Origin of the sequence: Escherichia sp. E10V5 (assembly GCF_004212315.1) — a bacterium.
Classification (GTDB): Bacteria; Pseudomonadota; Gammaproteobacteria; order Enterobacterales; family Enterobacteriaceae; genus Escherichia.
In genome coordinates this window covers 261189-287114 of the sequence record NZ_RHJM01000009.1, presented here as the reverse complement: position 1 = coordinate 287114, position 25926 = coordinate 261189, and the positions used below count along the sequence as shown (strand labels likewise).

The window sequence follows — 25926 nt, the reverse complement described above, 5'->3', positions numbered from 1 at the left end:
AAAAAAAGCCGGCATCATGCCGGCCCAAAAAATATAAACAAGACGATAAAAGGCTAATAACGTAGTCATCATGACACAGAAAACAAAAAAGGTATAATTGTATTCAATGCCAATATATTCAAAATATGAATTAATCAATTATGCCCAAACAAAAAACAAATGCCTTCCGACTTGTTTTTTCTGCACATAATGTCAGTGGTTAAGATTCATATATTTGTTCAAAAAATGAGTGAGACTTGACTGGCTCGACCGATGTGGAAAAATGTGACTTTTATCACATAACAGTATAAGTCTGAATTTTCCGGGTTATCTCAAAATGGAGTATGGTTCGACAGCAATGGAAGAAAGACTCTCTCGTAGCCCTGGCGGCAAACTGGCTTTATGGGCTTTCTATACCTGGTGTGGTTATTTTGTCTGGGTAATGGCGCGTTACATCTGGGTAATGAGCCGCATCCCCGATGCCCCCGTGTCTGGATTTGAAAGTGATTTAGGTTCAACTGCGGGAAAGTGGTTAGGCGCGTTAGTGGGTTTTTTGTTTATGGCCATGGTCGGGGCGTTGTTAGGCGGCATTGCCTGGTACACGCGACCTCGCCCCGTACGTAGCAGACGCTATGAGTAAAAACTGCTAAGGTTGCGACTCTTTGGCAGCGGAGCGCATATGGACTTACAACACTGGCAGGCACAATTCGAGAACTGGTTGAAGAGCCATCATCAGTATCAGGACGCGGCCCATGACCTGTGTCATTTTCGCCGCGTCTGGGCGACGGCACAAAAACTGGCGGTCGATGAAGACGTGGACATGCTGGTGATTTTAACCGCCTGTTATTTTCACGATATCGTGAGTCTGGCGAAAAATCATCCGCAACGGCAGCAATCTTCAATGCTGGCAGCAGAAGAGACGCGTCGCCTGCTATGTGAAGAGTTTGCGCAATTTCCAGCGGAGAAAATAGAGCCCGTTTGTCATGCCATTGCCGCACACAGTTTCAGTGCGCAAATTACGCCCTTAACGGCGGAAGCTAAAATCGTGCAGGATGCGGACCGGCTGGAAGCCTTAGGCGCGATTGGCCTGGCGCGTGTGTTTGCGGTTTCAGGCGCGTTAGGTGTGGCGCTGTTTGATGGCGAAGATCCGTTCGCGCAGCATCGCCCGCTCGATGATAAACGTTACGCGCTGGACCACTTCCAGACCAAGCTGCTAAAACTACCCCAAACGATGCAAACCACAAAAGGTAAACAACTGGCGCAACACAACGCCCGTTTTCTGGTGGAGTTTATGGCCAAACTTAGTGCTGAACTGGCGGGGGAGAATGAAGGTATCGATCACAACGTGATTGATGCGTTTTCGCCAGCTGACTGCGCGCGTGGCCCTAAACCGATGTAATTATGTTAACCTGTCGGCCATCTCATATGGCCGGTTAAATCTATGCAGGAAAATATTTCAGTAACCGATTCATACAGCACCGGGAATGCCGTACAGGCAATGCTGGAGAAACTGCTGCAAATTTATGATGTTAAAACGCTGGTGGCGCAACTTAATGGAGTGGGTGAGAACCACTGGAGCGCGGCGATTTTAAAACGTGCGCTGGCGAATGATTCGGTATGGCACCGTTTAAGTGAAAATGAGTTCGCCCACCTGCAAACGTTGCTACCCAAACCGCCAGCACATCATCCGCATTATGCGTTTCGCTTTATCGATCTCTTTGCCGGGATTGGTGGTATCCGTCGCGGTTTTGAGTCAATTGGCGGTCAGTGCGTATTTACCAGTGAATGGAATAAACATGCGGTGCGCACCTATAAAGCCAACCATTATTGCGACCCGGCGACTCATCATTTTAATGAAGATATCCGCGACATTACCCTGAGCCATAAAGAGGGCGTAAGTGATGACGCGGCGGCGGAACATATCCGTCAGCACATTCCTGAACACGATGTTTTACTGGCCGGTTTTCCTTGCCAGCCGTTTTCGCTGGCTGGCGTATCGAAAAAGAACTCGCTTGGGCGGGCGCACGGTTTTGCCTGCGATACCCAGGGGACGTTGTTCTTTGATGTGGTGCGCATCATCGACGCTCGTCGTCCGGCGATTTTTGTGCTCGAAAACGTTAAGAACCTGAAAAGCCACGACCAGGGTAAAACGTTTCGCATCATCATGCAGACGCTGGACGAACTGGGCTATGACGTTGCCGACGCAGAAGATAACGGCCCGGACGATCCGAAAATCATCGATGGCAAACATTTTCTACCGCAGCACCGTGAGCGCATCGTGCTGGTGGGCTTCCGTCGCGATCTTAATCTGAAAGAAGATTTCACCCTGCGTGATATTAGCGATTGTTTCCCGGTGCAGCGAGTGACGCTGGCGCAGTTGCTGGACCCGATGGTCGAAGCGAAATATATCCTGACGCCGGTGCTATGGAAGTATCTCTATCGCTATGCGAAAAAGCATCAGGCGCGCGGTAACGGCTTCGGTTATGGGATGGTTTATCCGCACAATCCGCAAAGTGTCACGCGCACGCTTTCTGCCCGTTATTATAAAGACGGCGCGGAAATCTTAATCGATCGCGGCTGGGATATGGCGACAGGTGAGAAAGACTTTGACGATCCGCAGAATCAGCAACATCGCCCACGCAGATTAACGCCTCGTGAATGCGCGCGCCTGATGGGTTTTGAAGCGCCGGGAGAAGCGAAATTCCGTATACCGGTTTCTGATACGCAAGCCTATCGTCAGTTCGGTAATTCGGTGGTAGTACCGGTCTTTGCCGCGGTGGCAAAACTGCTCGAGCCAAAAATCAGACAAGCGGTGGCGTTGCGTCAGCGAGAAACACAACATGGCCGACGTTCACGATAAGGCCACGCGTAGCAAAAATATGCGCGCGATTGCCACGCGCGATACGGCAATCGAGAAACGTCTCGCCAGCCTGTTAACTGAGCAGGGGCTGGCGTTTCGTGTTCAGGAAGCCAGTCTTCCCGGACGTCCGGATTTTGTCCTTGATGAATTTCGCTGTGTGATATTTGCCCACGGTTGCTTCTGGCACCATCACCATTGCTATCTGTTTAACGTCCCCGCCACGCGAACAGATTTTTGGCTTGAGAAGATAGGTAAAAATGTCGAGCGCGATCGGCGCGATATCAGTCGTTTGCAGGAACTCGGCTGGCGTGTGTTGATTGTCTGGGAATGTGCGTTACGCGGGCGGGAGAAATTAACGGACGCGGCACTTACCGAGCGTCTGGAAGAGTGGATCTGCGGCGAGGGCGCCAGCGCGCAGATCGACACTCTGGGGATTCATTTACTCGCTTGATGCATCCTGAATGACGGGAGCGACAACGGGTTTTGCCGGGAAGAGATATTTCCCCAACGTGACCAGCACCACGGCGAAAACAATCACTCCTAGCGCCAGCCATTCAATCTTCGACAGCGTTTCGCCGCCCAGACCCGTACCCAGCAATACCGCGACCACGGGATTAACATAGGCGTAGCTGGTGGCCAGAGCCGGACTGACATTGCGGATTAAATACATATAAGCGTTGATGGCGATAATCGAGCCAAACAGCGTCAGATAGCCGACTGCAAGGAAACCAGAAAGCGAAGGGACTGCTGTCAGTTTTTCACCCGCAATCATCGACGCAATCATTAACACTACGCCTGCTGCCAGCATCTCAATGGCGCCTGCCATCATCCCTACCGGCAAGGTAATGCGCGAGCCATAAACCGACCCAAACGCCCAGCTAATTGAGCCGATTAAAATCAGCATTGCACCCCACGGGTTACCGCTTAAATTACCGCCACTATTGAGCATGATGATCCCGGCAAGCCCAATGGCGATACCCACCCATTCCAGTTTGCGCGTTTTAATGCCAAACAGGCGGCTGAAGCAAAGAGTAAAGAGTGGCACAGTTGCCACCACCACGGCGGCAATGCCGGAAGGGACGTTTTGATGTTCGGCAACCGTCACCATACCGTTACCGACAGCCAGCAGTAACAGGCCAATAAGCGCGGCGTTGAGCAGGGGACGTAGCGGCGGCAATTTGTGCCCACGCAGCAGTAAAAATGCCATCAATAAAAGACCTGCTGCCAAAAATCGCACCCCCGCCATCATTAACGGTGGCCAGCTTTCAACGCCAATCCGAATGACAAAATAGGTCGAGCCCCAAATGATATACAACGCAAACAGCGCGCCAAAAAGCGGTAACAACTGGCGGAAACGCATAATCCCTCACGGTGGAAATAAAAAGGTGGTTCATAGTAAACGTGAAAATCATTCTGCTGGCGAGAGATATAATTGTGCTTGATTGTTAAAAAAATGTTGACCTGTGAAGCACAGTATCAGGCAAGCCGATTTTGCTTCATACTTAGCGCGTCAACGAAAAAATGAGAGGGAATGCTTTTGGCCGGGAGTAGTTTATTGACGTTGCTCGATGATATCGCCACTTTGCTGGACGATATCTCCGTGATGGGCAAGCTGGCGGCGAAGAAAACCGCCGGCGTATTAGGGGATGACTTGTCGCTCAACGCGCAACAAGTTTCAGGTGTGCGTGCCAACCGGGAACTTCCTGTGGTCTGGGGCGTGGCGAAGGGATCGCTAATCAACAAAGTGATTCTGGTGCCGCTGGCGCTGATCATCAGTGCATTTATCCCGTGGGCAATTACGCCACTGTTGATGATTGGTGGTGCGTTTCTCTGCTTTGAAGGGGTAGAGAAAGTGCTACATATGCTGGAGGCGCGTAAACACAAAGAGGATCCGGCGCAGAGTCAGCAGCGTCTGGAAAAACTGGCGGAGCAAGACCCGCTCAAGTTTGAAAAGGACAAAATAAAAGGGGCCATTCGCACCGATTTTATTTTGTCTGCGGAAATTGTCGCCATAACGCTGGGTATTGTGGCGGAAGCGCCGCTGATTAATCAGGTGCTGGTGCTCTCAGGGATTGCTCTGGTGGTAACGATTGGCGTGTATGGCCTGGTGGGGATTATCGTTAAGATTGATGACCTGGGCTACTGGCTGGCAGAAAAGTCCAGTACGATGATGCAGGCGTTGGGTAAGGGGCTGTTGATTATCGCGCCCTGGCTGATGAAAGCATTATCGGTTGTCGGCACGCTGGCGATGTTCCTGGTTGGTGGCGGCATTGTGGTGCATGGCATCGCGCCGCTGCATCATGCCATTGAACATTTTGCCGGACAGCAGAACGCGCTGGTGGCGATGATATTACCGACTGTTTTAAATCTGATTCTTGGATTTATCATCGGTGGCATCGTGGTGCTGGGAGTGAAAGTGGTAGCGAAAATGCGCGGCCAGGCACATTAAAATTCACATTGGCTGTTATGCAAAATTCGCCATCCTCGACTAAGGTGAACAAGTTTCACTCGAAAAAAGGAGGCGAGTATGAGCTTTATGGTTAGTGAGGAAGTCACGGTAAAAGAGGGCGGCCCGCGGATGATTGTCACCGGGTATTCCAGCGGTATGGTTGAGTGCCGGTGGTATGACGGTTATGGGGTCAAGCGGGAAGCTTTTCATGAAACCGAGCTTGTTCCGGGGGAGGGGAGTTGTTCGTCGGAAGAAGTTTGAAAATGTGCAATTAACACCAGGCCGGATGTGGCGTTCACGCCGCATCCGGCAGTCCTGCCAGCGTCAATATCGAAGGCCTGATGCCTCGTATCATGCCAACATTATAAAATTATCGTTGTTTGGCGGTACGCTATCGCCAGGTTATGCCAGAATCATTAAAAAGCAGGTTGGGAGTCGTCAGGGTGCAGCACGAGACAAAAATGGAAAACCAGAGCTGGCTAAAAAAACTCGCGCGCCGCCTGGGGCCAGGTCATGTCGTTAATCTGTGTTTTATCGTGGTGTTGATCTTCTCCACTTTGCTCACCTGGCGTGAAGTCGTGGTGCTGGAAGACGCCTATATCTCCAGTCAGCGTAATCATCTGGAAAACGTTGCCAACGCGCTCGACAAGCAATTGCAATATAACGTCGATAAACTGATTTTTTTGCGTAATGGAATGCGTGAAGCCCTTGTTGCGCCGCTGGATTTCACCTCTATGCGTAACGCTGTTGTCGAGTTTGAACAACATCGCGACGAGCACGCCTGGCAAATCGAACTCAACAGACGACGCACTCTGTCAGTAAACGGTGTCTCGGATGCGTTAGTGAGCGAGGGAAATCAGCTTTCTCGCGAAAATGAATTACTCGACAATGAAATTACTGCCGCACTGGAAGTCGGATACTTACTACGACTGGCGCACAACTCTACTTCGATGGTTGAACAGGCAATGTATGTCTCACGCGCCGGATTCTACGTTTCGACGCAGCCGACGTTGTTTACCCGAAATATCCCTACACGTTACTACGAATTTGTCACACAACCCTGGTTTATCGGCCAATCAGAACGAGAAAATCGTCAACGTGGCGTACGTTGGTTTACCTCTCAGCATGACCATAACAATGTTACTGAACCGCAGGTCACCGTAAGCGTACCGGTCGACAGTAATAATTACTGGTATGGCGTGTTGGGAATGAGTATCCCTGTGCGCTCGATGCAGCAATTTCTAAAAAACGCTATTGATAAAAAACTGGATGGCGAATACCAGCTCTACGACAGCAAACTAAAATTATTGACTTCATCTAACCCGGAACACTCGGCGGAGGACCTTTTTGATCCTCGAGAGCTGGCATCTCTGGCGCAGGCTATGGAACACGATACGCGCGGTGGTATTAGGATGAACAGTCGCTATGTTAGCTGGGAGCGACTGGACCATTTTGACGGCGCATTAGTGCGCATTCATACGCTTAGTGAAGGTGTGCGTGGTGATTTCGGCAGCATCAGCATTGCGTTAACCCTTCTGTGGGCGCTCTTTACGACGATGTTACTTATCTCCTGGTATGTGATTCGCCAGATGGTCAGCAATATGTATGTCCTGCAAAGCTCGTTGCAGTGGCAGGCGTGGCATGACACCTTAACGCGCTTGTATAACCGTGGCGCATTGTTCGAAAAAGCGCGTCCGCTTGCCGAATTGTGTCAGATACACAAACATCCGTTTTCTGTCATACAGGTCGACCTTGACCATTTTAAAGCGATTAATGACCGCTTTGGTCATCAGGCAGGCGATCGTGTGCTGTCGCATGCTGCCGGATTAATCAGTCGTTCATTGCGTTCACAGGACGTTGCAGGCCGCGTGGGCGGCGAGGAGTTTTGTGTGATTCTGCCTGGCGCTAACCTGGCGCAGGCAACGGAAGTGGCCGAACGTATTCGCCTGAAGCTGAATGAAAAAGAGATGTTGATCGCCAAGAGCACGACCCTACGCATCAGTGCTTCGCTGGGGGTGAGTAGCAGCGAGGAAACCGGCGATTATGATTTTGAGCAATTACAGTCTCTGGCCGACCGGCGGTTGTATCTCGCAAAACAAGCGGGGCGCAATCAGGTCTGCGCGAGCGATAGCCCTTAACTGGCCGTGAAAAAGTGATCCAGCCCTTCGCGCCAGCCTTCCGGTCCTTCTCGCTGTGTCCGCCAGACACGGGCCGGATCCTCATTTTGCAAATGCACGCCTTCCCGGTTTAGCCCTTTTACGATCACCGCATAATCCATCACTTCCAGTAATGGTGCGTCATTTGGGCCGTCGCCTAAGCCAAGCGTGGTCGGACGTTTTCCACGCGATTGCTGATATGCCGCAATGATCCAGTTGGCTGCCTGATCTTTCCCGGCTGAGACATCCAGCACATGCCAGAAACGCGCACCTTGCACAAACTGCAAGCCCAGTTCATTCAGGCGATCGGTAAATTGCGCCATCCGCTCGTCACTGTCGCGCCAGATAAGCGTGACCGAAGCCTCATGCAATTGCGTCAGTGCGGCCTGGCTGCGGCTTAAGCCAGTCCATTCAGCGATGGTTGTATCATCGACGTCATCAAAGGTGGTGAATTTGAAGTGTTCTTTCTCACGCAGCGTATTTAATACCTGGCTGATCTCACTATGAGCAATCCCCGAGATGATGCGCGGAAAGCCGTCCAAATCCTGCCATTGTTGATCCAGTTGGATCACCGCGCCGTTCTCTGCAATGAGTGACAACCCTTGCAGACCTAACATCTTTTGCAGGTACAGCATTTCAGCCGAGGTTTTACTACTACACAGGATCACGGGGATCTCCGCTTCCCGCAGGCGGATTAACCAGGAGGCGGCAGGTTGCCAGTCATAGCTATGACTGTCCAACAAGGTGCCATCAAGATCGGTGAAAATCAGCAGCGGTTGATGAATTGAAAGCATGATCGCGCAGTACTCCCTTTGCCGGATATTTCTTAAAACAGCACGAATAATAAAAAATCGTTTTTTGGGAGCGATCACGTGAACGCCAGAGCCTCCAAGGGGTGACGCGGATCACACTTCCATTCATTAGTGACGTTAATCATTCATATCAAGAATATTTTCTTGTCAGCCTAAAAAATTGCGGATAAGGTGATGAACGCATCAGATTTCCTGGTGTAACGAATTTTTTAAGTGCTTCTTGCTTAAGCAAGTTTGATCCCGACCCCAACAAGGGTCGGGATTTTTTTATCACGCATTTAGCGATTCACTTCAGAGACGCTAAAGTCATGAATATCAAGTTCAAAGGCATCGGCTAATTCACGCCATGTATGATATTCACGGCCATCGACGCTAACGTGTTCCGAATCGTTCTGGCTGCGATGAACTTCGCTTTCGCTAATTTCATTGATCGCCGCCAGCAGGGCATCGACATCGACGCTGACCTCACGTTTTGCGGTATCGCTGTACTCTTTTGCGGTTTTCATCATCTTTCCTCGCAACCGTTGCTTATATGTTGCTGCCGACACGTCATGCCAGCCAAGCATTTCTTAAGTATAGACCGTTGAGAAAATCAGCACTCGCACGCGCCCGGCGCTGTCAGAAAAACGAAATTGTTCTAAACTGGCACAAAGCCACAGGAGGAAAACGATGAAGGTGAATGATCGGGTAACAGTCAAAACGGATGGCGGTCCGCGTCGTCCTGGCGTGGTACTGGCAGTTGAGGAGTTTAGTGAAGGCACAATGTACCTGGTTTCGCTGGAAGACTACCCGCTCGGCATCTGGTTCTTTAATGAAGCAGGGCATCAGGATGGTATCTTTGTGGAGAAAGCCGAGTAATTTCTGCCAGCCTGACTGGTGGTATCCCACCAGTCAGTATGCCTTAGCGCATGTTAACAAAAATACCATTTGTCACATTATCGGTCAGTCGGACGACATGGTAGATAACCTGTTTATTATGCGTTTTGATCTTACGTTTAATATTGCCTTTATGCGATGAAACGGTCTTGGCTTTAATATTCATTTGGTCAGATATTTGAATCGTTCCCTGGCCAGCCATCCACATTCGCAACATACTTGATTCGGTCCGGCTTAATGATAACGTTGGCATATTTAAAATGCTGGCCATCGTTGTCTCTTTTTTCAGAATATCGCCAAGGATATCATCAAGAGATTCCGGCTTAATCGATTTTGAGCTGATCAATAAATTTTTTCTGACCAATAGATATTCATCAAAATGAACATTGGCAATTGCCATAAAAACGATAAATAACGTATTGGGATGTTGATTAATGATGTGCTTGATACGTTGACTGTTAGAAGCATCGTGGATAAAACAGTCCTCATTAATAAACACCACTGAAGGGTGCTGTGAATCACAAGCGATGGCAAGGTCATCAACGGTTTCAATGTCGTTGATTTCTCTTTTTTTCACCCCTCTACTCAACAGATACCCGGTCAAACCCAACCGGGTGTAACTACATAAATCCATAATAATCGTTGACATGGCATACCCTCACTCAATGCGTAACGATAATTCCCCTTACCTGAATATTTCATCATGACTAAACGGAACGACATGGGTCACCTAATGCGCCACTCTCGCGATTTTTCAGGCGGACTTACTATCCCGTAAAGCGTTGTATAATTTGCCTGGAATTGTCTTAAAGTAAAGTAAATGTTGCGATATGTGAGTGAGGTTAAAACAAATATTTCGCCACAGGAGTATCCTGGAAGATGTTCGCTGGTATTATTTTTCGGATAATCCTTAGGATAACAAGATAAACATTAGGGAATCATATTACAGGTAATTCGCTGATAATATCTGCCAGCAAATTAAAAATTTCACTAAATAAATGTTCGCAAAAAGGAGCAATTAACGGCATTAATGCCGCCATTAATGAGATGCCGACAGTCAACGTTAATGGAAAACCAATAACAAAGATTGATAATTGCGGGGCCATACGATTCAGTAAACCTAATGCGAGATTCAGCGTCAGCAACAGGGTAATGAGCGGTAACGCCAGCATCAACCCGTTAAGAAAAATCAAACTCCCTGCCCTGGTGAGTGCCAGAAATGCATTGCTGTTCAGCGGTTCGCCACCAATGGGTAGAGTGTGAAATGTATCGACCAGCAACGAAATCAGCCATAAATGACCGTTAAATGTCAGGAACAACAGTAGCGCCAGCATATCCATAATGCGCGCTAAGACGGGCATATTGAGATGACTGCCAGGATCGACAAATGTCGCAAATGACAGCCCCATTTGCAGACCGATAATTTCGCCAGCGGTGCGCACAGCGGCGAAGGCAAATTGCATGGTAAAGCCGAGAGCAATGCCAATCAGGATTTGCTGCACCGCCAGCCATAGGGCATAGAACGAAAAAATAGCCACATCGTTGGCGGGTATTGCCGGAGCAATGGCGAACGTGATCATCATTGCGAGGCCCAGTTTTACCCGTTTTGGCACGCTGCGTTCGCTCAAAATGGGCGCGGTGGAGATCAGCGCCAGCACGCGCAGTAATGGCCAGAAATACAGGCTTAACCAGGAAAGCCATTGATCGCTTGTTACCTGCAACATTGCATCGATTACCCGATGATATACGGTAGGTTAGTGAATAAGGTACGAACGTAATCCAGCAACAAGTTGAGCATCCACGGTCCGGCAATAATAATGGCGATAAATACGGCGATGATTTTCGGAATGAACGACAGCGTCATTTCGTTAATCTGCGTGGCGGCCTGCAAAATGCTGATGATAAGACCGGTGACCAGCGCCACCAGCAACAGCGGGGCAGCCAGTGCCAGCGCGACTTTCATCGCTTCTGTCCCCATCATCATGACCGATTCGGGTGTCATTTGGCCTCTCTAGCTGTAAAAGCTTTGTGCCAGCGAGCCGACCAGCAATTGCCAGCCATCCACCAGTACAAACAACATCAGTTTAAACGGCAGGGCAATGGTCGCGGGGGGAACCATCATCATCCCCAATGCCATCAACACACTTGCAATAACCAGGTCGATAATCAAAAACGGAATGAAAATCGTGAAGCCTATCTGGAAGGCGGTTTTCAACTCGCTGGTCACGTAGGCCGGGAGCAAAATGCGCATCGGCACTGCTTCAGGTCCCTGCAACGGGCCGGTATTCGCCAGCCTGGCAAACAACCCTAAATCCGCCTCGCGGGTCTGGCGCAGCATAAACTCACGCAGTGGCTGCGCCCCTTTTTCCAGTGCCTCCTGCATTGAAATTTTCTCTTCGCTGAATGGCTGGTACGCATCGACATAAATTTTGTCGATTACCGGAGACATAATAAAAAAGGTCAAAAACAGCGCCAGCCCCAGCAAAACCTGGTTGGGCGGCGCGGAGGGCGTTCCCAGTGCGTTACGCAATAAACCAAAAACAATGATGATGCGGGTGAAGCTGGTCATCATCAGTAAAATTGCCGGAATAAAAGTCAGCGAGGTGATGAACACCAGCGTCTGCACTGGGAGTGACCAGCTTTGTCCACCGCCAGGCAGCGGCTGGCTGGTGATGCCAGGCAGTTGAGCAAAGGCGAGGGGAGTAAGCAGCCAGAGAAGGGCCGGTGCGACAGACAAGAGGCGACGCATCAGGCTCTCCCGCCACGCTTAAGCAAATTATTCATGACCGACTGAAAATCGGCTTGAGGTAACTCTTCCGTTGGCGCAGAAGGGGGAAGTTTATGCAGCAGATTGATTTGCCCGGTAGTAACACCGAGCACCAGTCGCGCATCTTCCACATCGACCACCACAACCCGTTCACGCGCCCCCAACGAGGCACTAGCGCTGACTTTCAGCCCGTTCGTGCCATTACGTTTGGGAGCAAATCCCAGCCTTTTTACCAGCCAGGCCGCAGCGAGGATCAGGACAATAATGGCAATTAGCGCGCCGCTCACCTGAAGGAGCGGAGCAGCAGAAACCGGCGCGGAAGGTTGTACAGTAGCGTGGTTATTCATCACTAACGGCTCAGGCGGCGCATCCGCTCGGATGGGGTAATGATATCGGTGATCCGCACGCCATATTTATCAGCGACTACGACAACTTCGCCCTGAGCAATTAAATAACCGTTGATCAGAATATCCAGTGGTTCGCCCGCCAGACCGTCCAACGCCACGACTGACCCTTGCGTCAGACGCAACAACTCTTTGATAGTCATTCGTGTGCGGCCCAGTTCGACGGTCAGCTTAACCGGAATATCCATAATCAGGTCGATATCCTGCAATGTTCCACTGACGTCGCCGCCGCCAAGCTGCTGGAACACGGCCTCAGCCGCGCCTTTGCCACTTGTTGATTTTTGTTCGCCTAACGCTTCAGCCCACAGATCGTCCATTGCGCCGTTGTTGTCATCGGCCGGATTATTCAAGTCACTCATTTGGGCTGTTCCTCGTTCAGAGAATTCAAAATCGGGTTAATCAAATGTTCTATCCGTAACGCATACTGACCGTTGATGGTGCCGTACTGGCTGGTCAGTACCGGAACGCCGTCAACATGGGCGATAATGCGATCGGGTTTTTCTATCGGCAGGACATCGCCGGGCTTCAGCTTTAAAATCTGCGACAGGCGCAGCGAAATATCGGCAAAGTTGGCAACCAGCTCCAGCTGTGAATGCTGCACCTGGCGCACCAGGTTATCGCGCCAGTTCTGATCTTCATTACGCGAGTTTTCCAGCGGCGGGTTAACCAACAATTCCCTCAGTGGCTCGATCATGCTGAATGGCAGGCAGATATTAAATTCGCCGGTCAGGTTGCCAATCTCCACATGGAACGGCGTGTTAACCACAATGTCGTTCGGTGAGGTGGTGATATTGGTAAATTTCACCTGCATTTCGGAACGCACGTACTCGACTTCCAGCGGATTAATCGCCTTCCACGCGTCGCTATAGCCTTCAAGTGCCAGCTTCAACATGCGATTGATGACGCGCTGTTCGGTATGAGTAAACTCACGACCTTCTACTTTGGTAGGGAAGCGACCATCGCCGCCAAACAGGTTATCCACGGCGATAAACACCAGACTCGGCGAAAACACCACCAGCCCTGTGCCGCGCAGCGGTTTCAGATGGATAAGGTTCAGGTTGGTTGGCACCGGCAGGTTGCGGGCAAATTCATGGTACGGCTGAATGCGAATGGCCCCGACGGTAATGTCTGGGCTACGGCGCAGCAGGTTGAACAGCCCCATACGAAAATGGCGGGCAAAACGTTCATTGATGATTTCCAGCGCCTGTAACCGTTCGCGCACAACCCGTCGTTGGGTATTAGGATCGTACGGACGAATGTCACTTTCGCCGCTAACACTGGTTGTCGGTTCGTCTTTGACCTCGCTGTCACCATTCAACAGCGCATCAATTTCAGCTTGAGAAAGAATACTATCGCCCATGTCGTTATCGCAGAATAAAAGCGGTATACAGCACGTCGGTGACATCCTGTTTCGGTTGCCCGGCAACAAGCGGGGGGGAAAGTGTGGCTTTAATTGCGGCAATCAGTTGTTGCTTGCCTTCTTCCGTTGCCAGCACGGCGGTATCCTGGCGCGAAAACAGTAACAGCAAGCGACTGCGGACTTCCGGCAAATACTCGCTCAACCGCGAACGGGTGGCTTCATCTTTCAGTCGCAGCGTTATACCGATATAAAGCACGCGATCTGCATCGCCAAGATTGACCGTAAAAGTGTCTAGCGCATAGAAGACAGGTGAGAGCACGACGTGTTGCTGCGCTTTGTCGCCAGCGGTCACTTGTTGCGAATGCCAGTAGCTGTAACCCGCGCTGGCACAAGCCGCGAGAGTGATGAATACCAGGATCGGGAGCCAAAGCGATCGCCTGCTTTTCTTGCTTATCGCGTAATCAGTCATGTGTTGCGGTCTTCCTGTGTCGCTACTGCTTATCGGCTAATTATCCTGCGTCTTAAGTGTGGCAAAGCGGGGAAAAGACGCGGATTAAGGTGCTACCTCTGACGTTAGGCGAAAATATCGACGCCACTATTGCCCGATGAAACTCTCTGAAGAGTTGTTGGAACTGGCAATGCATCGTCATCCTCGGTTGTCAGGCGTTCATGGCCTGCTGTGCGTGGACTTTGTTGTTGCTCGGAAGCTGCCTGCTGCTGACCGCTAAAACTCTCACCGCTGATATTGCTCTGCCCCAACTGAATTCCGCTTTCTGCCAGTTGTGTGCGCAGTACCGGCAAAGCCGCTTCCAGAGCGGCGCGCACGTGCTGATGCGGTGAAACCATCTGAATTTGCGCCTGGTTGTCATCCACCTTAAGGGAGATTTGCACTTCGCCTAAATCTTGCGGATGCAAACGCAGTTCGGCACTTTGTTGCCCCTGGCGGGTAAACAGCGAAATATGCTGGCTTAAGGATTGTTGCCATTCGTGGGAACCCAGCGGTGCGCTCAAAACAGGCGCTGCGACGGTGGGCAGTGGCTGCGTCTGGTGCGGAGTAATTAGCGGACTGGTGACAGTAGTAACAGGTGAAGGCGTGCTGATGATCTCCGCTTTACTCTGGGCTTCAGCGACCAGCGGTGTTAATGGCTGATCTGGCACACCAGGGGCGTCGTCAGGTTGTGCTGTTGCGAGTTGCGCGGTAGTCAGTTTTGTTGAGAGTGCTTGCTTCTGCGTCGGTAACGCTGTGACAGGCGCATCAGTCACTTTGGGGGTATTGTCAAAACCGGGCAGCATAGCAAAAAGGGCGCTCAGGCTGGCGACAGCATCTTCATTAAGGTCATCCGTTTTATCGTCGGCGACCGTCTCCTTTTCTGGCATGGCTGCCAGCGTATTAACCAGAGCCGTCGTCAGCGGCGTTGTATCGGGTCGTGCTGCGGTTATTTCAGCCAGCGTTTCGTCAGTAGCGATGTGTAAATCAGACGGCAATACCCCGGCCAGAATTTCGTTGGCGCGTTCTTTACCTTGCGCGTGTGGGGTATCCACTGCAACCTGAAGCAATGGCGAAGCTTTGCCTGGTGCTGCATCTCCTGCTAATGCCCCGCTCAACAACGCAAGAAAATCCTGTGCCGTGTCAGTGGCGCTAGCACCGGGCAATGTGGATGTGTCAACGTCAGCGGTAATCAAGGGCGCTAAACGAATCATTCAGTTTTCCTCATGGCGGCGCGCTGGGCGAACTCGTCCATCTTTTTCTGATCGAGGCGGTTTTCTGCTAACAGGGCCGCCGTGGATTGCCGTTCCTGGAGGGTCTGCCAGGCCTGCAAACGTTGTTTTTTTTCTCGCCAGCTGTTCAGAGCAATGTCAACTTTCTGCGTCCACTGATTAAGCTGCTGGCGGTGCTGGGTAATGGCCTTTTCCAGCGTCTGAATGAACTGCTGGTAGTTGATCCAGCGATTACTGGTCATTCCTGCACTCATGTCGTTGTTCAGGTTACTGCGATATTCGTTTTGATAATCGATCAGCATTTTGAGTTGTTCTTCCGCCTGCTGACATCCGCGACGCATTTCACCCAGCAGGCGGGCCGCATTATCCACCTCTTTTTCTGCCAGATCTTTCAGGGTCGCCAGGGCGCCATGTTCTGCCATCTGCTGTTATCTCCTGCGTAATCACACCGTCGGAAAAATACGTTCCAGCCCCTGGAGAGAGTCTTCCCAGTCCGCGCGTTCAAAAATGCCTTGTTGCAAATAGCCCTCCAGCTGCGGCCACAAGGCGATAGCTTTATCGAGCATTGGATCGCTGCCTTTGGCATACGCGCCGACGCTGACCAGATCGCGGTTACGTTGAAAACTCGACAACAGCTGCTTGAATGTACGTACCCGCGCGTAATGCTGCTCGCTGATCAACGCCGTCATTGCACGGCTGATTGAGGCTTCAATATCAATTGCCGGATAGTGCCCGGCTTCCGCCAGACGACGAGAAAGCACAATGTGACCGTCGAGGATCGCCCGCGCGGAGTCAGCAATCGGATCCTGCTGGTCATCGCCTTCGGTGAGCACGGTATAAAACGCGGTAATCGAGCCGCCGCCGCTGATTCCGTTTCCGGCACGTTCGACCAGCGCCGGTAATTTGGCGAATACCGACGGCGGATAACCTTTGGTGGCGGGTGGTTCGCCTATCGCCAGCGCAATCTCACGCTGGGCCATCGCGTAGCGGGTGAGGGAGTCCATAATCAGCAATACATGCTGACCACGATCGCGAAAATCTTCGGCAATGCGCGTGGCATAGGCGGCACCCTGCATTCGCAGGAGCGGAGAAACATCCGCCGGAGCGGCAATCACCACGGAGCGCGCACGCCCTTCGGCACCGAGAATATTCTCAATAAAATCTTTTACTTCTCGCCCACGTTCACCAATCAAACCAACGACGATCACATCGGCACGCGTGTAGCGTGCCATCATTCCCAGCAGCACACTTTTACCAACGCCAGATCCGGCAAACAGCCCCATACGCTGCCCGCGCCCAACGGTAAGCAGGGCATTAATTGGGCGCACGCCCGTATCCAGCACATGCTCAATCGGTGTACGTTGCAACGGGTTAAACGGCGGGGTAATCAGGGCGCCTGTTTCAGTCGTGTCGGGGGAGGGCAGACCATCGAGCGGTTTACCACCGCCGTCCAGAACGCGACCTAATAACGCCGGACCGAGCGGTAGCTGCTTGCCGCTTTGCAGCCCATCGCCGGAGATATTTCTGGCGTAAACGCGTGCGCCGGGCAGCACGCCTTCCACTTCCTCCAGCGGCATTAAAAACAGCCGTTGACCGTTAAAGCCAACCACTTCGCTTTCTACTTCGTGCGTTTCGGTGCCGTTCTGACGTTCAATGACACAGGTTGCGCCGAGCGGCAGTTGCAATCCGGTGGCTTCCAGCACCAGCCCGGTGGCGCGGGTTAATCGCCCGTAGCGACGCACCGCAGGCAACTGCGCCATTTTGGCTTCGAAGTTATCCAGCGAGGTTAGCCAGCGAGTCAGCCGCGTGGTCATTACACCACTCCTGGCGCTGCCAGACGGCAGAGTTCTTGCCAGCGGGTGGCGACACTGGCGTCGAGATCGCCTTCATCAGCGGAGACTTTACAACCGCCAGGATGCAGGGTCGGGTCGCCGCGCAAGCGCCAGCCATGCAAACTTAAGGTTGCGCCGAGCATCTCATCAACACGTTGCAGATCATCCGGGTGCACGCGTAGCTGCGGTTTGCCGCTGAATAGCGGTTCTTGCTGCAACAACTGTTGAATCTGTTTGATCAGTGCCGAGTTGTCCACCGTTGGCGTCTGGCCGATCACCTGACGCGCTGCCTCCAGCGCCATCTGCATCAGGCGTGAAGCAATCACGCTATCAAGCGCGTCAAGGGTGGTCTGAAACTCGCTGACCAGTTGCTGCATCCGGGCATGAATCGGCGCTTGCTGGGATTTTGCTTGTGCCAGTCCTTGTTCCAGCCCCTGAGCCAGACCTTCCTGATAGCCTTGTTCATGGCCTTGCTGGCGACCTTCGGCAATCCCCGCCTGATAACCTTGCTCGTGGGCCTGCATTTGCAGTTGTGCCAGTTGCTGCTCAAGGCTGGGTTCGACCTCTTCAGTGACGGTTTCTTCTGGCTCCATCAGCGGCACAAACTCCGCCTGTGGTGGCGCGAGATCGTCCGGTGTCCAGGTTTTCCACGGCAGATTATCAGACATAGGTATCCTCGCCGCTGCCAATCACCATCTCGCCGGTTTCGGCAAGGCGGCGCACAATCAGCAGAATCGCTTTCTGTTCGTTTTCCACCTGCGACAGACGCACCGGACCACGGTTGGCGAGATCGTCGCGCAGAATATCGGCAGCACGTTGCGACATATTGCGCAGGAATTTTTCGCGCAGTGGCTGTTCTGCACCTTTCAGCGCGATCAGTAACGATTCGGAATCCACTTCCTGCAACAGACGCTGGATGCTGCGATCGTCGACATCCACCAGATTTTCGAACAGGAACATCTCGTCGATGATTTTCTGCGCCAGCTCGCCGTCAAATTCACGTACGGCGGTAATAACCGCTTCTTCCTGCTGAGTTTTCATCAAGTTGATAATTTCGGCTGCTGTTCTCACGCCGCCCATTTTGCTGCGTTTGAGGTTCTGGCCATCGAGCAGGCCATTCAGCACTTCTGTCAGTTCAGCCAGTGCAGCAGGTTGTACGCCGCCAAAGGTGGCGATACGTAGCATCACGTCGTGGCGCAGACGTTCATCGAACAACGCCAGAATATCGGCGGCTTGAGCGCGTTTCAGATGCACCAGAATGGTGGCGATAATCTGTGGATGTTCATCGCGAATCAGATCGGCGGCGCTCTGTGGCTCCATAAAGTTGAGCGTTTCAATACCGCTGGCAGTGTCGCGGGTTTCGAGAATATCTTCCAGCAGGCTGGCGGCACGCTCTTCGCCCAGCGCTTTGACCAGCACTGAACGCAGATAATCATTGGCGTTAATATTCAGTGCGGCAAACTGTTCGGCTTCTTGTTCAAACTCTGCCAGTACTTCAGTTAATTGTTTGTTGGAGATCTGCGAGACGTTCGCCATTGCCGCGCTCAGGGTTTGCACTTCTCGTTGGGACAGGTGCTTGAATACCTCTGCCGCCCGGTCTTCGCCAATGGTCATCAGCAGAATGACGCTTTTATCGGTGCCTGTCAGGTTACTCATGATCGTTATTTATCCACTGGCGAATGACCAGCGCCACTACGCGCGGATCGTTATCAGACATGTCGCGGATGCGCTGGCTCATTACCTCAGCCCCCAGACGTTGGTTAGCGCGGCGTTGTTGCAGTTGTTCGTCTTTGCTCAGGCGTACTTCCACTGCATCTTCCGTCTCCTGGCGAGTTTGTGTCTGTTGCTGAACGGCTTTCACCACCTCAGCGCGGCGGATTAATTGCGGACGCACCGCTTTACGCCACAGCAGCCACGCCACCAGTATCACCAGCAACCAGCGTCCGGCAGCCAGTAACTGATCGATAAACGCTTGTTGTTGCCAGAACGGCAACTCACCACCACTTTCATCACTACTGGTAAACAGCGAGTTGACGACATTGAGCGAATCACCGCGTTTTTCCGAAAAGCCCATTGCCTCGCGGGTCAGATCATCAATTTGTTTCATCTGTTCGGCGCTCAGTGGCAACGGTTTGCCATCCGGCAGCGTTTTGTAATTCACCACAACCGCGACAGACAGACGTTGCACGTCGCCGACGTTCATTTTGGTATGACGAATGGTGCGATCGACTTCGTAGTTGCTGGTTTCATTACGCTGTGTGCTGCGCGGTCCACTATTGCTGGTGGTGCTCGTCTGTTGCTGGCGATTGTTTTGATTTGCCGGAGGCGTACTGATCGGCGCGTTATTTGCGGGCGCGGGCTGATTAGATAATGCCCCCGGCACGCCGCCCGGATAACCGGAACCGCTTTGCTCGCTTTCATTCAGTTGACGGGAACGAAGTGCTGCCTGTGACTCATTGCCATTAGGGCGATACTGCTCTTCTGTTTGCTCTTTACTGGCGAAATCCAGCTGCGCTGTGACTTGCGCATGAATATTGCCGTTGCCGACAATAGGCGACAGAATTGCTTCAATACGACGCTGAATGCGGCCTTCGACATCGCTGGTATATTTCAACTGAACATCATTGAGATCGCGCCCGCTGGTGTTGGACTGGGTTAACAGATGCCCACCTTGATCCACCAGTGTAACGTTACCCGGTGGCAGCCCAGCTACTGCACTGGAAACCAGATGCACAACGGCGCTAATTTGCCCTTCATCCAGCGCTCGTCCTGGCAATAAATTCACCGTTACCGATGCGGAAGGGGATTTTTGCTCACGAACAAATAAAGACGGTTTCGGCATCGCCAGATGCACGCGCGCCCCTTTTACCGGGCCGATGGTTTCGATGGTACGAGAAAGTTCGCCTTCCAGCGCTCGCTGATAATTCACCTGTTCGCTGAACTGGCTGATACCAAACTTTTCCTGATCGAGCAGCTCAAAGCCGACCGCCCCGCCTTTAGGTAAGCCTTGCTGCGCCAGACGCAGACGCAATTCGTGAACCTTATCCGCCGGAACTTCAATTGCACCACTGGCTTCACTAAAGCGGTAAGGGATGTTCATCTGCGTCAGTTGGCTGACGATCGCGCCACCATCCTGATCGGAAAGGTTGCTGAATAACGTGCGGTAATCAGGGGCTTTTGCCCATAGAACTAACGCGACTATCACTGCCACTGCAGCGGAACCAGCAACAATCAAAGGGATTCTCGGATTCGCGCGTAGGCGATTAAGCCACTCAAGAGATTTTGTCTGGGCTGCAGTCGTATTCATCGTGCACCTCGCGGCAGATGAAAGACGGCGTTATTAGCAAAGTGGAACAAGACGCACTCCCGGGTCAGCAAACTCGAAAAATTGACGGCCTCATTATTTGTGGTTTTATTTTTTTCTATGCGCCAATTAACCCGGTTTTTTATCGTTATTTAACGCCTTTATCTTATTGACTTACTGTTAATCTCTGCTACCAGAAATGGTCCAGGAGATGAATATGTCAGCCATACAGGGGATTGAAGGGGTTATCAGCCAGTTACAGGCTACGGCGATGAGTGCCCGTGCGCAGGAATCACTACCACAACCTGGCATCAGTTTTGCCGGACAGTTTCATGCCGCGCTCGATCGTATAAGTGATACGCAAACCGCCGCCCGCACTCAGGCAGAAAAATTCACCCTCGGCGAACCCGGCGTAGCGCTAAACGATGTGATGACCGATATGCAAAAAGCCTCAGTTTCAATGCAAATGGGGATTCAGGTGCGTAATAAGCTGGTGGCGGCGTACCAGGAAATGATGTCCATGCAGGTGTAGGTTTTGTAACCTGTTGACTATGCTTGTTTAATTACATCCGATCCCACAGCGTGGGGCATGGATGGGGCAAACTCACTCAATTTCTGGTTTAAAATGGATACCTGATCCTGATTGTTTTCTGCCATCCACGATCCGTAAACGCGATAAACCATCTGAGAATCAGAGTGTCCCATTTGCTTCGCGATGAAGTTAGGGTTAGCTCCAGCGGTCAAAGACCAACATGCAACTATGATACCGGAAGTTCACGCAATTTTATGATTGCTGTAAGGCTGCCAATGGTTTGACAGCCTTTTATATATTCCATTAACAGAAGAATATATTTTATGTGCACTGATTATAACCATGAATGAAATTAGTTAAAGAATCCGCTAGCTTCTTTTTCTTTGGCTTTTCCAGTACTTTTCATTAACTCCTTTCCACCTTCAGAAATATTTCTATTTGCATCTGCGTTGGATTGAAGGATGTCTGTCTGTGCAGCTTTGTTCTTCAGTTCTTGATCTATAAAGTCATTCTCTCTTTTGACTCGAGCTTCTTCTCGAGCTAAAGCCAATTTTAGTTTTTGAATCTCTAAGCTTCGTAATTCATTTTCATATGCGATGTCTCGTTTCTTATCTTCCTTAATTTCAGATTCTAACTTTTCGCGTGCGGCTTTTCTGTCTGCAGCAATAGCTGCAGCTTTTCTATTTTGTGCTTCAATTGCACTAGCACGTCGTTGCTGCTCCAGACGGGCTTCTCGCTCTAGATTTTCCTTATGTGCGTCATTTGCTCTTTTTTCTTCAGCGATTCCTTGTTGTTCTGCTTCAGCTACTGCCGCAAGTTGACTTTGTAAGGAACTGGCAAAACTGAGAGAGAAAGGTATAGCAACAAGAGCTATGAGTATTTTTTTCATGATGGATACTGTGTGTTATGCTTTTTCAGGGCAAGAGGCATTAGGCTGAATTCTGGTTTCATTATTTTTTGTCGAAATGACTACAGCTAAACCTGGGGTAAATTGACAAGATTTGCCCACTTGGGTTGATGTAAACATTTTTGTTCCATCTTTGTAGGTTAAAGAAACACCCTCTACAATAGATTTATCTTTTACAAGTGTACCCGCAGCTGCTCCAACTGCTCCCCCACCCACAGCTCCTGCTGCGGTTCCCAGATTACTTCCGGTTCCAACGTTATGTCCAGCCACCCCCCCAGCAACGGCGCCTAAAATAGCTCCGAAAGTTTGAGCTGCTTGTTTATTTGCAGTGTTGTCAACAGCAACTTTAGCGGGAAGAACAGAAATGATATTAACTGTTTTAGTTTCTTGCTTTGAATTTAATTGATTGGCTTCGTAAACGTCAGCAGCATACTCATCAGCATTTGATTGACATCCAGAGATGCCGGCAGATAGGTATAACATGATGATAGTTATTGATTTTTTGTGTGTAAACATTACGTTTCTCCTTTTTAGGTAAAATTGTTAAAGCGCGTATTTTTAGGATTAATCTCAAAAAAGTAAAGAAATAAATTATATTCGGATAATAAAAACAAATAAAATGTTGCCTAATTCGATATGGCTCACATTTTTCTGATGTAAAAAATGAATAATTATATGTGTCAAGTCATTATATTAATAACCTGAGTAGTAACAGATAATAAGTGGTTAATTTGCGTTAAGGCAGGAAAAATAGTTATCTATTAAGGTAGAAAAGATGTTTGTAACATTTGTTATAATTTACTGCAGGGATTTGTTTGCTATTTAATGTAAGTTTGCAATTAGTTGAAATATAGCATATGCATTTCTGTAATTTACATGGTCGATATTTGTTCACTTATAATGCAATATGCTAATTTCATGTATCTGCAGATATCTACTGTTTGACTGAGAAATGTAGTTTTTTACGAGAGGATTTATCTACAAGACCCCATGGCAGCGCGGCACTATCACATGGGGACTGCTTTGTGCCAGAGGCGGAAGTTCCTAACATCATGCTGCATTAGTTTAAGGGGAGTAGGTCGGCACGCGTAACGAAGTTTCTCATACTGAATGTGAGCGCATCGATGTTTGTCGATGTAGTATGCTTGGAACTTGTTTGATTTTATTTCCTGTGATGCTTTTCAGCATAATAACTTCCTAGTTTACCTAGGAATATATGATGAACTATTTTTATATTTAAGGATTTACTTTGAAATTAAAGTCTGCTGCAGAGAGAATAAGAAGAGATAGTTTAAATGCATATTTTAAACGCATAAATTGGAGGTTTATGGACGATCGAGTTCAAAGGGAGTTTGAAATTTTAAATGCTGACACTCATAGTGCCGATATCTTTGGAAGCCTTTACATTAGCAGATCAAAAGATGATGAACCAATCAAATCATCTAATCTTATTAGTTCACAATATATTAATTCGACTCATATTTTTACTGGGGTCAGATTCTTGGGTTTTAACATATCATCCTCTGACAACAAAAGATTAGAAGTTGCATTCGAAAGGAATGCTCAATTATGGTATTCGCAGGGACCATCCGGTGATGTTCTTGTGTTTGTTGCGCCTTATCAATCTAATGCTGGGAAAATCAATGAAACTGAAATAATAATAGGTAAGTATCAAAACCCATCCCAAATAACACCCAAACACATAAAAAAACATTTTTCCATATATTGTAGGTATTGTACATCCACTGCACAGCATTCTGCTTCCAATATGAGCAATTATATTTATAGGCAATACCTTATTTTTAATGACTTTAGATTCAAGTCAACATATAGATATAAAGTTATCAAAACGGTTGAGAGATTTTTAGTTCTTATCTTGGCAGGGGCTGCTATATGGGCCTCCCTTTATGCTGGAGGAAAACTATAGTGAATCAATACTCACCAAAATCTCGGACTGAGACAAGTATTAAACTTTTAAAAGCACTCCTTTGTCTGCTTCTCGCTCACAGCGGACCTTCAGACCAGCAGATTGTCCGTTCCATACCTGGAGCGGAAGTGGCCGAGGGTCATAAAGAGCTAAACCCCCGGCATTGCTTGTCAGCTGTTTATCGCCGTTCCTGGGTACAAGTGAGCACTAAGGCGAGCATTGTTAAAATCACCAACACAACCACCAGTTGTGTACAGATTCTGACCGCAAAGCGAACTCTCCGGCATGCAGGTTGGAAAAAGCACAGTTGACCTAAAATGCTCCTCCAGCCAGAAACCAAAGGCAGCTGATAATTCGAAAGCCAAAAAAGATAAAGTGGGGAATGTGCCCGCAAATTCTTAACAATATAGCCAAACCGAGAAGCGAATGATATCCGGCCCTGATGCGGGCTGGATATTAAATTTCCGCCGCTCAGTTATCGCAATGACCTGGCACTGCTAACTTAACTTCAGGTTTAGAAACGACGCGGATACCTTCGTTTTCGGAAACCTGTTCAAGTCCAGCTCCACCAACAAAAACGCCCATTTTGATGTACTGGCGAACAAAGTAGTTTTTCCCGGACGTGACATTGATTGTCAGATTATTAGGTGAAAACTCAGATTCAGTTCCCAGCGTATGTGGTTGGCTGGTCGATATTTGCTGATAGAAAAAGACTCTGTCAGCCGTTTCACCAAGACAACGGCCGTCAAGATAAACATCCTTTTTTAACGCTTTACCAACAAAACTGTCTCTGTAAACGTATAGACCGGCTTTACCATTTTCCGGGATCGGGAAAGACTTAGCTGTCTCGTTTTCAGTATTACTGGCCAGAGGAACCGATGCACACCCCCCCAGAAGCACAGAGGAAAGAATGACTGCAGCAATTGTAATTTTATTCATTGAATTCTCATGGAGTTAAGAAAATCGCCTAATGAGAATAATCTTATTTTACACTCATGTCATTAAAGGAGGCATTGAATCACGACAACATCAATGTTCATCCCGGAACCGTCAACTTCCGCGATTCGCTCATAACAGACATTCACTTCAGTTGTGGCAGGCAGGCTGGGTGGGGGAAAGCGTGAAAGAAAAGAAGACAGCTGCGTCGTTTGACATCACTGCTATCTTCTAACTGGTTATGCAGGTCGTAGTGGGGGGCACACAAAGCTTTGCACTGGATTGCAAGGCTTTGTGCTCTTCGATGCTGAGTGGTGGGGCATATATGGGGTAAATCACATCGTTATATCTACGGCGAACTACGATGCTTGATGTTTCAGTCAACTCTGACTGCCTGTTATCTGGTGCGCCCCAGGGCTTTCTTTGTCATCAACGAAAAATACATGGTCACAGGCATGAACATGAAGGTGTTAGTTAATCGCTATTTCGGAACCGTTCATTTAAAAAATTTTATTAATAACCAGTCACTGTCAGAGCTGAGCTGGCGAGAACAGCTAAATAAGTGGTTTGTTGTTCTCGATATCTTCAATATATAAAAGTGTATTATCGATAGAATAGTAACGCCGCTTATTATCACCAACGTCAGTAACCCACCGGAAAACGCCAGCCTTTGCAAGCGTTATACAATATTCCCGAAATGTTGACTGTCTTGAAATGTGAGTCCGGGCTGCTTTTTTGACTTGCTCAGGATCCTTGATGGCACTGACTTTTAATAGACTTCTGCTCCCTCTGATTAACAAAACATTGTCATCGTGCGTGACGATCCTGATGTTATCTGTGGCAAGATAGTAAATATAATGTGCAATACGATGACGTTTTAACTCAGCATAAAACCAGGAAAAGTTTAGCTCCGTTCTCACTTGCTCAAACATCTTTTGAAAATTAGCAACCTGATCCATCAGGGAAATAATCTCTCGTCAGTTGTGAGGGAGAGTAGTTTGCATGATCGGTGTTATTCCTTCAATCTGGTCCGATCACTTAATGCTGTGTCTGTGTGAATCAATAATAGTCCAACTGCGGTACGGAAAATAGACAACGGAGTATTC

31 protein-coding genes and 1 pseudogene are annotated in these 25926 nt (G+C 49.6%); 10 read left to right on the top strand and 22 right to left on the bottom strand.

Annotated features, from left to right (window positions below):
* Window positions 1-337 precede the first annotated feature (337 nt).
* From drpB to vsr, 4 genes are read left to right on the top strand one after another with little or no spacing between them, the layout of a single operon-like run.
* Window positions 338-619, top strand: a complete 282-nt coding sequence (gene drpB, locus D9738_RS08400) for a cell division protein DrpB (RefSeq protein WP_246769576.1) — start codon at window positions 338-340, stop codon at window positions 617-619.
* 39 nt (window positions 620-658) lie between these two features.
* Window positions 659-1378: a phosphohydrolase gene (locus D9738_RS08395; protein ID WP_130259950.1), complete on the top strand. Its 720-nt coding sequence runs from the start codon at window positions 659-661 to the stop codon at window positions 1376-1378.
* 42 nt (window positions 1379-1420) lie between these two features.
* Window positions 1421-2839: a DNA-cytosine methyltransferase gene (dcm, locus tag D9738_RS08390; RefSeq protein ID WP_130259949.1), complete on the top strand. Its 1419-nt coding sequence runs from the start codon at window positions 1421-1423 to the stop codon at window positions 2837-2839.
* Window positions 2820-3290, top strand: a complete 471-nt coding sequence (gene vsr, locus D9738_RS08385; RefSeq protein ID WP_130259948.1) for a VSPR family DNA mismatch endonuclease — start codon at window positions 2820-2822, stop codon at window positions 3288-3290. The genes dcm and vsr overlap by 20 nt, the downstream gene beginning before the upstream one ends.
* Here the strand turns inward: vsr and yedA are convergent.
* Window positions 3279-4199: a drug/metabolite exporter YedA gene (gene yedA, locus D9738_RS08380; RefSeq protein ID WP_130259947.1), complete on the bottom strand. Its 921-nt coding sequence runs from the start codon at window positions 4197-4199 to the stop codon at window positions 3279-3281. The two genes, vsr and yedA, sit on opposite strands and share 12 nt — an antisense overlap.
* Window positions 4200-4370: 171 nt before the next feature.
* Here yedA and D9738_RS08375 point away from each other — a divergent pair, with 171 nt between their 5' ends.
* The 3 genes from D9738_RS08375 to dgcQ all read left to right on the top strand — a co-directional run bounded on the left by D9738_RS08375 (window position 4371) and on the right by dgcQ (window position 7426).
* Window positions 4371-5288, top strand: coding sequence for a DUF808 domain-containing protein (locus D9738_RS08375; protein WP_130259946.1), 918 nt, complete (start codon window positions 4371-4373; stop codon window positions 5286-5288).
* A 78-nt stretch (window positions 5289-5366) separates the two neighbouring features.
* Window positions 5367-5549 carry a DUF2158 domain-containing protein gene (locus D9738_RS08370; RefSeq protein ID WP_130208609.1) on the top strand — a complete coding sequence of 61 codons (183 nt, stop codon included), beginning with the start codon at window positions 5367-5369 and terminating at the stop codon, window positions 5547-5549.
* A 182-nt stretch (window positions 5550-5731) separates the two neighbouring features.
* On the top strand, window positions 5732-7426 hold the full coding sequence (gene dgcQ / locus D9738_RS08365) for a cellulose biosynthesis regulator diguanylate cyclase DgcQ (RefSeq protein WP_130259945.1): 1695 nt from the start codon (window positions 5732-5734) through the stop codon (window positions 7424-7426).
* Here the strand turns inward: dgcQ and D9738_RS08360 are convergent.
* The gene (locus D9738_RS08360) at window positions 7423-8238 is read right to left on the bottom strand and encodes a mannosyl-3-phosphoglycerate phosphatase-related protein (protein ID WP_130259944.1); all 816 of its coding nucleotides are present in this window, start codon (window positions 8236-8238) and stop codon (window positions 7423-7425) included. The two genes, dgcQ and D9738_RS08360, sit on opposite strands and share 4 nt — an antisense overlap.
* Window positions 8239-8534: 296 nt before the next feature.
* Entirely contained in the window at window positions 8535-8762 is a 228-nt protein-coding gene (yodD, locus tag D9738_RS08355) for a peroxide/acid resistance protein YodD (protein ID WP_000844800.1), read from the bottom strand.
* A gap of 163 nt (window positions 8763-8925) precedes the next feature.
* On the opposite strand from yodD, the gene dsrB reads away from it, so the two are divergent.
* A complete protein-coding gene (gene dsrB, locus D9738_RS08350; protein ID WP_000867217.1) occupies window positions 8926-9114 on the top strand; it encodes a protein DsrB in 189 nt (62 codons plus the stop codon).
* A gap of 43 nt (window positions 9115-9157) precedes the next feature.
* Here dsrB and rcsA read toward each other — a convergent pair whose 3' ends face one another.
* From rcsA to fliF, 14 genes are all read right to left on the bottom strand, one after another.
* Window positions 9158-9781, bottom strand: coding sequence for a transcriptional regulator RcsA (rcsA, locus tag D9738_RS08345; RefSeq protein WP_130208603.1), 624 nt, complete (start codon window positions 9779-9781; stop codon window positions 9158-9160).
* A 289-nt stretch (window positions 9782-10070) separates the two neighbouring features.
* A complete protein-coding gene (gene fliR, locus D9738_RS08340) occupies window positions 10071-10856 on the bottom strand; it encodes a flagellar biosynthetic protein FliR (RefSeq protein ID WP_130259943.1) in 786 nt (261 codons plus the stop codon).
* Window positions 10857-10864: 8 nt separating this feature from the next.
* Window positions 10865-11134 carry a flagellar biosynthesis protein FliQ gene (gene fliQ / locus D9738_RS08335; RefSeq protein ID WP_000187358.1) on the bottom strand — a complete coding sequence of 90 codons (270 nt, stop codon included), beginning with the start codon at window positions 11132-11134 and terminating at the stop codon, window positions 10865-10867.
* 9 nt (window positions 11135-11143) lie between these two features.
* On the bottom strand, window positions 11144-11881 hold the full coding sequence (fliP, locus tag D9738_RS08330) for a flagellar type III secretion system pore protein FliP (RefSeq protein WP_130208599.1): 738 nt from the start codon (window positions 11879-11881) through the stop codon (window positions 11144-11146).
* Entirely contained in the window at window positions 11881-12246 is a 366-nt protein-coding gene (fliO, locus tag D9738_RS08325; RefSeq protein WP_130260046.1) for a flagellar biosynthetic protein FliO, read from the bottom strand. Before fliO ends, fliP begins: the two co-directional genes overlap by 1 nt.
* A 2-nt stretch (window positions 12247-12248) precedes the next feature.
* Complete coding sequence (gene fliN, locus D9738_RS08320) at window positions 12249-12662, bottom strand: flagellar motor switch protein FliN (protein ID WP_130259942.1); 414 nt, start codon at window positions 12660-12662, stop codon at window positions 12249-12251.
* The gene (gene fliM, locus D9738_RS08315; protein ID WP_130216469.1) at window positions 12659-13663 is read right to left on the bottom strand and encodes a flagellar motor switch protein FliM; all 1005 of its coding nucleotides are present in this window, start codon (window positions 13661-13663) and stop codon (window positions 12659-12661) included. Before fliM ends, fliN begins: the two co-directional genes overlap by 4 nt.
* A gap of 4 nt (window positions 13664-13667) precedes the next feature.
* The gene (fliL, locus tag D9738_RS08310) at window positions 13668-14132 is read right to left on the bottom strand and encodes a flagellar basal body-associated protein FliL (protein WP_130259941.1); all 465 of its coding nucleotides are present in this window, start codon (window positions 14130-14132) and stop codon (window positions 13668-13670) included.
* 104 nt (window positions 14133-14236) lie between these two features.
* Window positions 14237-15364 carry a flagellar hook-length control protein FliK gene (locus tag D9738_RS08305; protein ID WP_130259940.1) on the bottom strand — a complete coding sequence of 376 codons (1128 nt, stop codon included), beginning with the start codon at window positions 15362-15364 and terminating at the stop codon, window positions 14237-14239.
* Window positions 15361-15804, bottom strand: coding sequence for a flagellar export protein FliJ (fliJ, locus tag D9738_RS08300; RefSeq protein WP_130208591.1), 444 nt, complete (start codon window positions 15802-15804; stop codon window positions 15361-15363). The genes D9738_RS08305 and fliJ overlap by 4 nt, the downstream gene beginning before the upstream one ends.
* Window positions 15805-15825: 21 nt before the next feature.
* Window positions 15826-17196 (bottom strand): flagellar protein export ATPase FliI, encoded by a 1371-nt coding sequence (fliI, locus tag D9738_RS08295; protein WP_130208589.1) that lies wholly within the window; start codon window positions 17194-17196, stop codon window positions 15826-15828.
* Window positions 17196-17882, bottom strand: coding sequence for a flagellar assembly protein FliH (fliH, locus tag D9738_RS08290; protein ID WP_130259939.1), 687 nt, complete (start codon window positions 17880-17882; stop codon window positions 17196-17198). The genes fliI and fliH overlap by 1 nt, the downstream gene beginning before the upstream one ends.
* A complete protein-coding gene (fliG, locus tag D9738_RS08285; RefSeq protein WP_032184453.1) occupies window positions 17875-18870 on the bottom strand; it encodes a flagellar motor switch protein FliG in 996 nt (331 codons plus the stop codon). The genes fliH and fliG overlap by 8 nt, the downstream gene beginning before the upstream one ends.
* Entirely contained in the window at window positions 18863-20521 is a 1659-nt protein-coding gene (fliF, locus tag D9738_RS08280; RefSeq protein ID WP_130223611.1) for a flagellar basal-body MS-ring/collar protein FliF, read from the bottom strand. The genes fliG and fliF overlap by 8 nt, the downstream gene beginning before the upstream one ends.
* 214 nt (window positions 20522-20735) lie before the next feature.
* Here fliF and fliE point away from each other — a divergent pair, with 214 nt between their 5' ends.
* A complete protein-coding gene (gene fliE / locus D9738_RS08275) occupies window positions 20736-21050 on the top strand; it encodes a flagellar hook-basal body complex protein FliE (protein ID WP_130259938.1) in 315 nt (104 codons plus the stop codon).
* A gap of 17 nt (window positions 21051-21067) precedes the next feature.
* Here fliE and D9738_RS25070 read toward each other — a convergent pair.
* From D9738_RS25070 to D9738_RS08260, 3 genes and pseudogenes are all read right to left on the bottom strand, one after another.
* Window positions 21068-21274, bottom strand: a pseudogene (locus D9738_RS25070) (integrase); the annotation flags it as partial.
* Window positions 21275-21402: 128 nt separating this feature from the next.
* The gene (locus D9738_RS08265) at window positions 21403-21939 is read right to left on the bottom strand and encodes a DUF5384 family protein (protein WP_097482087.1); all 537 of its coding nucleotides are present in this window, start codon (window positions 21937-21939) and stop codon (window positions 21403-21405) included.
* Window positions 21940-21954: 15 nt separating this feature from the next.
* Window positions 21955-22473 (bottom strand): glycine zipper 2TM domain-containing protein, encoded by a 519-nt coding sequence (locus D9738_RS08260; RefSeq protein WP_130259937.1) that lies wholly within the window; start codon window positions 22471-22473, stop codon window positions 21955-21957.
* 733 nt (window positions 22474-23206) lie between these two features.
* Between D9738_RS08260 and D9738_RS08255 the strand changes: the two genes are divergently transcribed.
* Window positions 23207-23884: a hypothetical protein gene (locus D9738_RS08255; protein ID WP_130259936.1), complete on the top strand. Its 678-nt coding sequence runs from the start codon at window positions 23207-23209 to the stop codon at window positions 23882-23884.
* Window positions 23885-24355: 471 nt separating this feature from the next.
* Here D9738_RS08255 and D9738_RS08250 read toward each other — a convergent pair whose 3' ends face one another.
* Both D9738_RS08250 and D9738_RS08240 read right to left on the bottom strand, forming a co-directional pair.
* Window positions 24356-24823: a DUF2846 domain-containing protein gene (locus D9738_RS08250; RefSeq protein WP_130259935.1), complete on the bottom strand. Its 468-nt coding sequence runs from the start codon at window positions 24821-24823 to the stop codon at window positions 24356-24358.
* Between the two features lie 551 nt (window positions 24824-25374).
* Complete coding sequence (locus D9738_RS08240) at window positions 25375-25779, bottom strand: DUF1398 domain-containing protein (RefSeq protein ID WP_130259933.1); 405 nt, start codon at window positions 25777-25779, stop codon at window positions 25375-25377.
* Window positions 25780-25926: the final 147 nt, after the last annotated feature.